The following is an 11,095-nucleotide window of genomic DNA, read 5'->3' as shown; positions in this document are numbered from 1 at the left end:
CGTCGCCACCGCTCCCCCGACCAGGCCCACAACGAGGCTGAGCGCGAATTGCGCAAGCGCAATTCGAATTCCGGCGCAAGCGCCGGAATTGAATTCCGTAAACGGAATTCAAAAGGAAAGGCAATTCGCGCAAGCGCTCATTGCAGGCACCCGCGCAAGCGCGGTCGCCCAGGCTGGCAGCAAGGGGAGGTGCATCGCGCTCACGCCTGTGTAGGGGCTGGGATTCCCAGACACCACCCCCACAATGAAAGTGACGGACCGTCGGCCCGATCGAGTGCCGGCCCTACCGCAGTGACGGGCTCCGCTACGCTCCACCCGAACCCCTCCCCCACCCTCGAAACCAGCCGCTCACGTTCACCAACACCCCGCCAGCATACCCACGAACCGTACCCGCGGGGCGAGATTCAGCCAAGTATCAACCTGCAGAGCGAACCTGTCTCACGGGTGATGCATCACAGGTACTGACTGTGTAGAGTCTGGGCCCAGACACCACCACCCCAACCCATCACCCGCCGCGCCGAACTTTCATTTCTGATCGCACGCCACATTCCGCGAAATGGAGAAAAAGGAATGGCCGTGAAACTGCGTGAACACCAGATTGAGGCCGTAGCCGCCATTGTGCGCGGCCTCGATATCCCACCGGGCGGCATTCCCGCCGACGGCCTGCGCGGACAAGTACACGCCGCATGCGGAACGGGAAAGACCATCATCGCGGCGGCGTCGGCAAAGCGGCTTGTGCCTAAAGGCCGCATTCTCGTCCTGGTGCCGACGCTCGACCTTCTGACCCAGACGGTGCAGGCGTGGCGCGCGGCCGGGCACACGGGGCCGGCGGTTGCGGTGTGCTCGCTCCAGGACGATCCGGAGCTGTGGAATCTGGAGGTGCGCTCCACCACGAACCCCGTGCAGCTGGCTCTGTGGCACGGCTCCGGGCCCGTCATCGTCTTCGGGACGTACGCCAGTCTGGGTGTGCTGGCGGAGGCGTTCGAGGGCGTCTACGGGCAGCAACTGGCCTCGATGGACCTCACGGTGGTCGATGAGGCTCACAGGACTTCGGGTTCCATGGGTAAGGCGTGGGCTGACGTCCACAGCCAGGGCGTCATCCCGTCGTACCGCCGGCTGTATCTGACGGCGACGCCGCGGATCTGGCAGGAGCGGCCTGCGCACTGGGAGGTCGCGGAGGGTGTTCGTGATGCGCTGCCGCGTGAGATGGCGGCGAGCATGGACGATGAAGCGGTCTTCGGTCCGGTTCTGTACAGGCTCTCGCTCGCGTCTGCCGTGTCGCGCGGGTTGCTTGCGCGGTATCAGATCATCGTGCTGGAGCTCCAGGACCCGGTGGTCACTCCGGAGCGGCTGATGGGCCGGGGCCGGCGCAGCGAGGAGGTGCGTGGGCAGCGTCTCGGGGCGCTCCAGGCGGCGCTCCTGCACACGATGGCGGAGCACGGGTTGTCGACGTGCATCACCTTTCACCACCGGACGATAGAGGCTGAGGCGTACGCGGAGGGCCTGGAGCGCGTCGCGGCGAAGCTTCATGCTGACCAGCCGGAGGCGTACCCGTCGAAGGTCTGGGCGGACTGGCTGTGCGGCGAACATGTCCCGGAGCGCCGGCGCGGTGTCCTGGGTGAGTTCGGGTCCACCGGGCGGCGGGCCGTGCTCTCGAACTGCCGGGTCCTGGGCGAGGGCGTCGACATCCGGGCCGTGGACTCCGTCGCGCTCCTGGACCCCAAGGGCGCGCCGCACGACATCGTGCAGGCCATCGGGCGCGCTTTGCGGCAGAAGCCTGGTGAGGGAAAGCTCGCTTCTCTGATTGTGCCGGTGTTTCTCCAGCCTGGTGAAAAGCCGGAGGATATGTTCACCTCGGGGTCGTATCGGCCTTTGGTGAAAGTCCTTGAGGGGCTGCGGGCTCATGACGAAGAGGCCGTGGAATTGCTTGCGATTCCGCAGGAGCCGCAGAAGGACTTTGCGCAGCCGTCGGAGTTCATCGGTCCGCCGCCTGGTGAAGGTGAGGATGAATCCCGTCTGTTGCTTCGGTTTGCCGCTCCTAGGGATCCGGTTATGGTCGCGGAGTGGGTGAGCTTCAACGTGATCGATACGGAGCGGCAGGACTGGGCGCGCGGCTGGGCGAAGCTCAAGGCGTTCACGGAGCGTGAGGGTCATGCCCGGGTTCCGTACGAGCACAAGGAGGGCGCGTTCCCGCTCGGGACGTGGGTGGCGGAGCAGCGGCGGGCGTACGGGGCCGGGCAGATGACCGGTAAGCGCGCGGCGCGGCTGGAACAGCTGGGCATGGTCTGGTCGGTGGCGGACGAACGGTTCCAGGAGAACCTGGCGGCGGCTCGGGTGTACTTCGAGGAGCACTGGACGCTGTGCGCGCCCCGGTCCGCGTCCGTGCTGGACAAGCCGGTGGGGCAGTGGCTGTCCAACCTCCGCCGACCCGGCGCGCTCGCCGATAAGCCGGAGTGGGAGGCCGCGCTGCGGGAGATCGACGAGGACTGGAACCCGGTGTGGCCGGCGGAGTGGCAGCGGCACTACGCCGTGGTCCGGGAGATGCTCGCGGAGGAAAGCATCCTGGCCTACGTCGAACCCGGGGTCACCGTGCACGGCATGGACATCGGGAAGTGGCTGGCCCGGCAGCGCAAGCCCGAGGTCTGGGCGGCCCTGGCCGACGGGCAGCGCGACCGCCTCCAGGCTGTCGGCGTCGTCCCCCCGGCCAACCCGGAGCCGGTGGCACCCGCGAAGCCGTCCACGACGGCTGTGAGTGCCTTCGAGCGGGGCGTTGCAGCCCTGGCCCAGTACAAGGCCCGCACCGGCTCCGTCACGGTCTCCCGGGCCCACGTGGAGCAGCTGGAGGACGGGACGGAGGTGAAACTCGGGGTGTTTCTCAGCAACAGCAAGAGCAGGCGCGCCAAGCTGACCGTCGACAAGCTCGCCGCGTTGGCCGGCCTCGGGCTGGAGTGGGCCGCCTAGGCCTAGTTGGAGATCCCGCGGTCCGCGTTGGAGACAGTCGGCGCGGACCCTTCTGCCGTTCCTAGTCGTCCCCGCTCTCTTCTTGCTCTGCGTCGTCAATGCCGTGCACGGCCCGGAGCACGTCCCGTAGGTCGAGCTCGAGCTGCTGAGCGGGGATGGACAAGGACCGCTCTTTCTTGCTGCTGACGTTGGTCGCAGTCGCTCGCCACTCCGAGACGAAGGAGTCAGCTTCCTGACTGCTGTAAACCGTGATCGGATCAAGAGCCACAGTCTCGTGCGGACGCAGGTCGATCGGGGCGAAACGGATAACGGTGCGGCCATCCTGCTGCTCGATGTCCGGGGAATGCGGGGACAGCAGATGGTAGGCCGGTGGCCGCACCCCGAACACCGCTGGGCGGCCGGCGAAGCCGGGGACGGTGCCCTCCCGGTACTTGGCCGGCTCGCGAGGCCAGTCGACCTCTTCCTCTGCGTCGGCCGTGACATGGGCCGTAACGGTGTCGGGGAGGCTCAGCACGACCTCGACCTGCGTGAGGTTGTCTTCTCCGGGATTGGTCAGTTTGAGGGCCAGGGGTGTGCCTGTGGCGGTAACAATCTGTGCCAGGGCATGCTGCATCGCGAGGTCGAAGTCTCTCAGGTACTCGTCCACCTCCTGCCGGAATTCCTCCGGGGAGCGAGGGTCAGGCAACAGGACTTGAAGTGACTTGAGGTCCCTGAACGGGTCGGAGGCCGCGGCCTTCCTCCTCTCGTCCGCGGCGTCCACCTGCCCCATCCACTCCTCGCGGAGGAAGTCGGTGATCGTTCGGCGGGCGCCCTCGGTCGGGGCCAGCACGGCGACGGTGCCGGTGGTCATGGTGATGTCGACGTTCACGCGCTTCGTTGCTCGGCGGGCGCGGTCCGTGAGGGCGTATATCTCCGCTGGGCGGGCGGGTTCGGTCTTGCCGGCGTACCGGTGGAAGACGGTGCCCGGGCGGTAGTTCTCATGTTCCTTGTGGAGGGGGTGAAGAGGGTCGCCCCATCGACGAGCATGACGTGGCGCTTGCCCTCGTCGGTGTCCATGGGGACGTACGTGAACTGGTAGCGGCTGAACTCGCCCAGGTAGCGCCTCAGCCAGCTGTCGACCTTCTCGACATCGTGCGTCGGAACCCCGTGGATGGCGTCTTCATCAACCCCTACCAAGAGGTAGGCGTGGCCTCCAGCCCACTGCTCAGCCACATCAGGCATCCGGTTGGCGAAGCCAAGGATCGCTTTCGACACGGCGAAGGCTCCCGCCGCCTTCGAGACGTCGTGCTGGGACTTCCACTCCAGCCAGCGCGTCTCGTCCGCGCTGCTGGCGTTCAGGACTGCGCGGATCAGCTCTTGCTGCCGCGCCAGTCCGACTACCGGTTCGTCCGCGTTGAAGTCCAGGGTCATCGTTGTCCTTCGTGCCAGGTGAACTCCAAGCATGCGCGGCCACACCGACAGGGCAGCTCGCCAGCCAGGCAGACCAGTCGCGTGGATCGTCTGGAGATCGTAGAGGTCCGCTCACCCAGCGGTCTCGGAGTTTCGCCGTCCACGGCCTGTCCGCTCGCTGGCGGCCGCCGTCGGCTTCGGCGTGACGGAAAGCAACACTGGGTGGGGCGGCCCCGGCCGTACTGCGTCCCGTCACGGGGACCGGGGCCTGTCCCGCGTGCTCCATTCCGGCGCGGGCAGCGGATGACGCTGATCCGTGCCGCGGACGCCTCCGACACGGGTATGGGCATGAGCCGAGGCGTGGCAGATTTCCCGGGGCCGTGGCGTGTCCGGCCGGGGGTCAGATCTCTCCGGCCGCCACCGTGACGAGCCAGTCGACGCCTTCGGTGTTGGCGGGGTTGTTCTTAGGGGCGTCCGACCCATGCCTGATGGTGGGGCGCGACGTGCAGTCCTTGGCGCAGACGGCCGCGCAGGACGCCAACGCGGGTTCGGCCCTCCACGACCTGCAGCCCGCTGCCGGACGGGTCCAAGAAGCGCCGGTCGATTAGGAGCGGCGGGCGCAGCCACGTCCCGTGCTCTTCCCAGTGCCGATGCGCCTGAGGACGCTTGCTGACCCAATACACCGGGTTCTCAGCAAACTCCTCGATGCAGCCGGCATCGGTCGCTCCGGTCGGCATCCCGTGGAAGTCGGCGGCTGGGATCGTCTCGAGCCGCCACTGGATCCCGCGTAGGTCGATGCTGCCGTAGTCGTTCACGAAGGCGGGGTTGTTGCCGAAGTCGAAGAGGAACTGCTCGAGGACGTCGTCCGGCCACTGCAGTGGAGCCACCATCGGGTCGGCGCGGAAACGGTCGTAGTCGTAGCTGAGACCACCGGCGCGGCGGCGGGCCATCAGCGGGCCGAGATCTTTCAGCTTCATGCCGCCAGGTGTACCGCAGATTCCCGGCAGTGGTCCCCCTGCCCCCCCCGTTCGACCGCCGACGAGGCACCTGCTGGCGAGGCCGCAGAACCGCCGGATCGGGTGTCTTGACGGGGCGGTCCCGGGGATGTGGTGGCATCCCCGTGCCCGTAGCTGGGTGGGCGGCGCTGCTACGTGCCGCCGCATGTCGCAGCGCTCGCGCGAAAGGTCGCGAGCGTGCTGAAGGAGCCACAGCCAGCCGCCGCGATACGACGGAGGTCGCAGCGTCGTTGGACGGTGCGCCCCGGAGCAGGGCCCTGGAGACGTCAGGCGGGCCGGCGTCGAGTGGACGCTGCTGTGGATCGAGAACACCGCCAGCCAGCCGACCGAAGGCCGGCCATAGAAACGCCGCCTGGCAGGAAGGGGCCTCTTCCCCACGGCTATCGCGTGGGAATGAGGTGTCGTCGTCACGGAGAGGCTTGCCCACCCGGGCTGACCAGGGACAACAAGCAATGTCTGATTTACCAGGCTCCCGCCTCCGGTCACACCTGCGGTCCCCGACGCGCGCAACCGTCCAGACAACGGTTCAGCCGCCCTCCGGTGCGACCCTCTTCGCGACCGGAGCGGGCTGCGGAAGGCGCGGCGTAGGCCAGGCCGGCTCCCATTGCCAGGCCGCCCACCGCTCCGCGTGAGCGAATATCCCGGGCGCGATCGGTGATCATCGCCAGCACCTGGGTGCGGGCGTCGTCGACGGCCTGGTGCTCGGTGTCGGAGACGATGCCGAGGCGTCGCACGTGCACGTACTCGTCTTCGTCCTTCCACTCCCAGCCGGTTAAGTCGGGGTCGATGAGCAGGTCCACGGCGAGGTCGAAGGTGTCGAACCCGGCCTCGGTACGGCGGGTGGGGTGCTCGAAGTTGACGTACCAGTTCCGCAGCCGGCGCCCGGCGCCATCGGGGACGAAGAAGGCGTTGATACTGAACCAGGCCGCCGGAGGCTTCCACAGCAGCAGGTCGGTCTCCTGCCACACCGCGGCCGCGAGCTCCCACGCACCGGTCGCCATCGCGTCGAACGCCTCCGTGCGCACGGAGCGGTCCCCGTCGTCCCGGGCTTTCGCGTACAGGGCGGGCCACCGAGCTTCCGCTCCGGGCGCGCAGGCAGTCACCAGCGCCTCGTCGGTATCGGCAACGACCCGCAGCGCCTGCTCGCTCCATACCCGGCCCGACCGGTGCACGTCGCGCCGTACGACCGTCTGGCCCGTCTCGAAGCGGTGCATCGCGCCCTCCCCCACGCATCCCGGCCGGTGGTCCGGCTGGGCTTGCCCACCACCTCAGCGCGCCTTTGGGCGGTGGGCAAGCCGCCGTCCGGGGCGGCTTGCCCGGGCTCCCCTTGGGCTTGCCTGCGGCTACCGCCGCCGCCCGATCCCGAACACGCCGCGGCTCCTTGCCGCCGACGGCGAGTCCGCCGCGCGGGGCCGTGGTGAGGGCGGCGTCCCGGTCCGGGTGGTCGACGGTGTGCGGCGCCGCCTGGTCGTGGTGGTGCTCGTCGGCGGGCGCGGCGGCCGACACGGTCGCGGCCGGCGCTTCGTCCCGGGCGGCGGGTGCGGTGCGGGCGTCGCGGATCGCGTTCTGCAGGATGAGGCTGGCGACCCGGGCCCGCTCGTACCGGCTCGATTCCCGCGGTTTGCCGTCGGTGCTGGCGATCCACCACCGGTGCGGCCAGGCGAAGTCGGCGGTGTAGGTGAGCTGGTCGGCGGCTGGGGTGCGGCGGCCGGGCGGGGGAACGGTGAGCTGACGGCTGTGGCGGGCGAGGGCCTTGTCGGCGATGTAGGTGTCCAGGCCGGGAGAGAAGACTCGGCCGCGGAGGGTCTCGGCGAGGTGCCGTCGGGCTTCGGCGAGGACGTGGCGGCGGGCGAAGGCGCGGCGCGCGGTGAAGACGATCGCGGCGACGTCGACGGCGGCCAGCGCGGTGTCCACCCGCGGGCCTACCCGGGCCCGGATCGCCGCACCGGCCGCGCGGCATCGCTCCAGGAGCCCGACGACCATCTGCTTGCCGAAACGCAGGATTGCCGAGGCACGCCACCAGGCGCGCAGCCGTGCCAACGGCTTGGGGGTCTTCTTGGTCCGGCGGGTGTCCTGCGCGGCCCACCAGCCGAGTCCGTGGCGGGCGCGTTCGTCGGGCAGCCGCTCGTGCTTGAGGACGTACGTGTCGGTGATGTCCTCCAGGGCCGCGTCGATCTGCTCGCGGCGGGTGGCCGACCAGTCGATGAGGCCTGAATCGACACCGGCTATCTCCATGACCGGGCGCAGGCCCGGGGTCACCTCAAGGGGCAAGGTCGCCAAACCGAGCTCCTCGCACACCTCGGCGTCACGTCCCGGGTGATCGGCTACCGCCGGCATGCTCGATGCGGCCGGTTTCCGGCACTACATGATCCAAAGCCTCACCGACGAACAGATCAAGGCGTTCGCCGAGCAGTGGTACGCGACTGCAGGCCTGGCCGGCAGGGACGGCGCCGAGCGGCTGCAGACCCGGCTACTGGACGCCGTCACGCGCTCGCGGCCGGTGCGCGAACTGGCAGGCAACCCCCTGCTGCTGACCATCCTTGCGATCATCGCCCGGCGCCAGCGGCTTCCGCGGGACAGAGCAGGCGTCTACAGCCATGCCATCAGCGTCCTGATCGCGCACTGGGACGAGGACACCAAGTACCTCGACCTCGCGCCCGGCATCCGGGCGATCGCAGACCTGGATGATCGCGACCGACGCGAGATGCTCGAACGCCTGGCCCGTCACATGCAGTTGGGCGAGGGAGGCATTGCCGGTAATCACGTCCTGGCCGAGGACGTCGAGAAGGTCTTCACCAACTACCTGAGCCAGACCCTACAGTTGCCGCCGGCACCGGCCACGACGGTCGCCCGGGCCATGGTCACCCAATTCCGGGAACGTAACTTCATCCTCAGCCGCTACGGCAGCGAGGTGTACGGCTTCGTGCACCGCGCTTTCCTGGAGTACCTGGCCGCCTCCGACATCGTCCGCCGCTATGAGCAGCGGGAACTGAGCGACGAAGACCTCCTGGAAGGGGTGTTCCGGCAGCGGGCCGCGGACCCTCATTGGCATGAGGTGCTGCTGCTGATTGTGGCGCAAACCGGCGAGCGGTTCGCCGCACGGGCTGTGGAGACCCTCCTCGATCTGCCGGGCTCCAGTCAGGATGCCGCAGCGGCACCACCTCCCGTCCTGGCCCTGCATGCCCTGTCCGAGGTCCGCAGAATCGGCCAGCTCGGCGACCTCAGTGTCCGCACCGCGCAAGCCCTCGTCCGGCATCTGCAAAGCAACCGCCGCCCAGTCGACAGCGGCCGGGACCTCGAACTGCCTATGAGCCTGCTCGGCCTGGGATGGGTCGGTGCCCGTCATCTCCTTCGCTGGCTCCACTGCGACGCCGCCGGCGGCTCCTACGCCTGCTACGCGCTGATCAAGGACAAGGAGGCGTTGAAGGCCGTCACCCTGACCGCGCCCACACGCACGACTGGAGTCCTCGATCAGGACTTCAAATCCTCCCTGCGTGCGGGCAAAGCCGGTGGCGTCGACGGCATCGCCCGCAGTCACAAATTCACCAACCGACTCCGCCAGTCTGTCATCTCCCAAAACCGCTTCCACATCGAACGCTAATCAGCCCTGGTCCTCGGCTAACAGGTGGCTGCCGGCATCCACAGGTCTTCGGTAAATAGATGCCTGCTCTGGCCATCCCTGCACCCTGCCTACCGAGGGAGGCCGTGTCGGCTGGGTGGCGGATCGTTTCTGTGGTTTGCGACAGGACTCTCATGATCCCTCAGACTGCCCTTGGCTGATGGCGATTTGCGCAAGCTGCTCCGTGGCGCAGTCGGCACGGGCTACGTTCAGCGCCGAGTTGATCACGACATGCTGGGGGTTGTTTTCATGGGTCCTTCCGACCTGCGCAAGGTCGTCGATGCGCTGCTCGAGTTAGCCACGCGGCACGGGCTGCAGCTGGTCTCGGCATCAGTGGGTGGTGAGACGGGTCTGCGGGCAGCCCTGGGTGAGGGCGACTATGACGCTGATGGCGTTGCCCAACTGGCTGCGGTCTGCGGGGCCCGCGTTCTGTACTGGGATCTCGACCGTCTTGATGCGGACGAGTTCGTCCTACTGGCCAAAGACGGGGACGAGAGCGAGGGCGATCCGGCTCTTGTGGCTCGCAGCGATGTGCCGGTCGCTCTGCGGCAACGAGCAGACACGCTGCTCACGGCCGCACGACGCCATGACGGCGACGTGGAAGCGGTACGGATCGCGTTTGTTGTAGAGGGTGTAGTGCACGAGTGGGAGGTGTCTGCGTCCTGGGCTGTCGACCTACGCGGGCGATGGGAGGTTCTGAGCGACGACATCGACCAGACGCGGCCAGAACCGGAGCTTCGGCTGGACGAGCCGGATCCACTCGAGGTGGAGCGGATTGCCGGTCTGCTGCAGAAGATGCCCACCGTCATCTCGGCCGGGAGTCATGGTCAACGCAGTGAGGCTGCCGCTGAGGCGTTCCCGGCCCCCGATGGCAACGGCGACTGGCTTCACCACCGTCTGCTCCGGCAGGCGCTTGCACGTGCTCAGCAGGGTATTCAGCAGGATGCCGTCGCGGCATACAAGGCGGTCGAGGACACTTTGGATGAGACTGCGGCCCGGCTGCTGGAGAAGCATGTCCTCGACGATGTGCACGACGCGCCGGCACGGCGCATCGTCACCACGGATTTTCTGACTGAGCTCACCGGTGGGCATCGGCCTAAGCCGCGGACCGTGACGTTGTTGTTGAGTCGGCCGGCCGTCAAGGACTTCCTCACCACGCAGAAGGCCGCTGCCAAGCAGCAGACTCAGGCTGTCCTGCCGCTTTAGCGACACACCTGCGCCCGCCCCGCTCGGGGCGTGCGCAGCGGCGAGTCGCTCGAGTGCCCGCCGGGCGCGCGTGGGTGTCAGGGGATGCGCTCGCCACTTCTCCGCGTGCCTGGCGGCCATGGTGCCTCGAGGGGCGGTTCTGGTCGCCCAGGGGCGGCGGGAGGGTCGGTGGGGCGATCGAGGCGGGTGTGAGGCTTTCGGCGCTGCCTGCGCATTGTCTCTGACCACGGGCCCGGGACAGGGGCTGGTTGGTGTCGTCGCGGGCTCGGGGGCCGGCGGCCTGCTGCGCTCCCCCCTCGTACGCCGACGCATGGGCCCAGCTTTGGGTGGCACGGTCGGGGCATCAGAAGGAGACATCGAAGTAGTCGATGTCGTTGAGGGCCACTTCGAGGTCGGCGGCGCGACGTCCGCCGTCCTTGAAGTACACCTCTTGCAGCCCTTGTGCCACGATGTCGCGCAGGTGCTGATCGTCCGCGCCCTGGTCGCGGGCGTCGAACAGGCGCCGCGCGTAGCCCGCGGGGAGGTGCACAGTCAGGCGCCGGAACCGCCCATCGTCCGTCGCGCCGACCGGCGCGCGGTAGCCGAACTGGGCCCGGGTCTCCACGGTAATTCCGCCGCTGCTCGCGGCCTTGTGCCGGCGGCGTTTGCGGACGAGGGGCTGCCACCGGGAGCGGACGGCGGCGTCGATCCGGTTCTGAATGTGCCGGGGTGGGTGCTTGCGGGCGCCGCGCCGGTAGCGGTTGACGGAGTCGGCGGTGATGCCGAGCTCGGCCGCGACGGCCTTGGCACTGCCCAACTGGCGCATCAGGTAGTTGATCTGGCTCTTCAGGGTCTTGGGCGGGGCTTGGGTGAAGTGCTCGCGCTCCGCCCGCTCGATGGCGTCCTCGATCTCTCCGGCCACCGG

General features: G+C 68.4%; 8 protein-coding genes and 1 pseudogene. 3 read left to right on the top strand and 6 right to left on the bottom strand.

Going from position 1 to position 11,095, the window contains the following annotated elements; genetic code table 11:
- The first annotated feature begins 570 nt into the window (after window positions 1–570).
- Window positions 571–2,961: a Helicase associated domain protein gene (locus ACFWRO_RS11750; protein WP_384507866.1), complete on the top strand. Its 2,391-nt coding sequence runs from the start codon at window positions 571–573 to the stop codon at window positions 2,959–2,961.
- A gap of 61 nt (window positions 2,962–3,022) precedes the next feature.
- Here ACFWRO_RS11750 and ACFWRO_RS11745 read toward each other — a convergent pair whose 3' ends face one another.
- The 5 genes and pseudogenes from ACFWRO_RS11745 to ACFWRO_RS11725 form a co-directional block, all read right to left on the bottom strand.
- Window positions 3,023–3,829, bottom strand: coding sequence for a hypothetical protein (locus ACFWRO_RS11745; protein WP_384507863.1), 807 nt, complete (start codon window positions 3,827–3,829; stop codon window positions 3,023–3,025).
- Complete coding sequence (locus ACFWRO_RS11740) at window positions 3,826–4,371, bottom strand: hypothetical protein (RefSeq protein WP_384507860.1); 546 nt, start codon at window positions 4,369–4,371, stop codon at window positions 3,826–3,828. The genes ACFWRO_RS11745 and ACFWRO_RS11740 overlap by 4 nt, the downstream gene beginning before the upstream one ends.
- Window positions 4,372–4,814: 443 nt before the next feature.
- Window positions 4,815–5,327, bottom strand: coding sequence for a hypothetical protein (locus tag ACFWRO_RS11735; protein WP_384507918.1), 513 nt, complete (start codon window positions 5,325–5,327; stop codon window positions 4,815–4,817).
- 521 nt (window positions 5,328–5,848) lie between these two features.
- Window positions 5,849–6,580 carry a DUF402 domain-containing protein gene (locus tag ACFWRO_RS11730; protein ID WP_384507857.1) on the bottom strand — a complete coding sequence of 244 codons (732 nt, stop codon included), beginning with the start codon at window positions 6,578–6,580 and terminating at the stop codon, window positions 5,849–5,851.
- Between the two features lie 850 nt (window positions 6,581–7,430).
- Window positions 7,431–7,601, bottom strand: a pseudogene (locus ACFWRO_RS11725) (conjugal transfer protein TraA); the annotation flags it as partial.
- Window positions 7,602–7,701: 100 nt separating this feature from the next.
- On the opposite strand from ACFWRO_RS11725, the gene ACFWRO_RS11720 reads away from it, so the two are divergent.
- Both ACFWRO_RS11720 and ACFWRO_RS11715 read left to right on the top strand, forming a co-directional pair.
- The gene (locus tag ACFWRO_RS11720) at window positions 7,702–8,967 is read left to right on the top strand and encodes an NACHT domain-containing protein (protein WP_384507854.1); all 1,266 of its coding nucleotides are present in this window, start codon (window positions 7,702–7,704) and stop codon (window positions 8,965–8,967) included.
- A 171-nt stretch (window positions 8,968–9,138) separates the two neighbouring features.
- A complete protein-coding gene (locus ACFWRO_RS11715) occupies window positions 9,139–10,191 on the top strand; it encodes a hypothetical protein (RefSeq protein ID WP_384507851.1) in 1,053 nt (350 codons plus the stop codon).
- A 343-nt stretch (window positions 10,192–10,534) separates the two neighbouring features.
- Here the strand turns inward: ACFWRO_RS11715 and tpg are convergent, their stop codons facing one another.
- Window positions 10,535–11,092, bottom strand: coding sequence for a telomere-protecting terminal protein Tpg (gene tpg / locus ACFWRO_RS11710; RefSeq protein WP_384507848.1), 558 nt, complete (start codon window positions 11,090–11,092; stop codon window positions 10,535–10,537).
- Window positions 11,093–11,095 lie beyond the last annotated feature (3 nt).

The organism is Streptomyces sp. NPDC058579 (assembly GCF_042718575.1).
Taxonomy (GTDB): domain Bacteria; phylum Actinomycetota; class Actinomycetes; order Streptomycetales; family Streptomycetaceae; genus Streptomyces.
This window is presented reverse-complemented; position numbering and strand designations above follow the sequence as displayed.

Excerpts from the sequence above, each read along its gene's own strand:
- ACFWRO_RS11730 (WP_384507857.1), bottom strand. The coding sequence starts at position 6,580 with ATGCACCGCTTCGAGACGGGCCAGACGGTCGTACGGCGCGACGTGCAC.
- ACFWRO_RS11720 (WP_384507854.1), top strand. The coding sequence starts at position 7,702 with ATGCTCGATGCGGCCGGTTTCCGGCACTACATGATCCAAAGCCTCACC.
- ACFWRO_RS11740 (WP_384507860.1), bottom strand. The coding sequence starts at position 4,371 with ATGACCCTGGACTTCAACGCGGACGAACCGGTAGTCGGACTGGCGCGG.
- ACFWRO_RS11750 (WP_384507866.1), top strand. The coding sequence starts at position 571 with ATGGCCGTGAAACTGCGTGAACACCAGATTGAGGCCGTAGCCGCCATT.
- ACFWRO_RS11735 (WP_384507918.1), bottom strand. The coding sequence starts at position 5,327 with ATGAAGCTGAAAGATCTCGGCCCGCTGATGGCCCGCCGCCGCGCCGGT.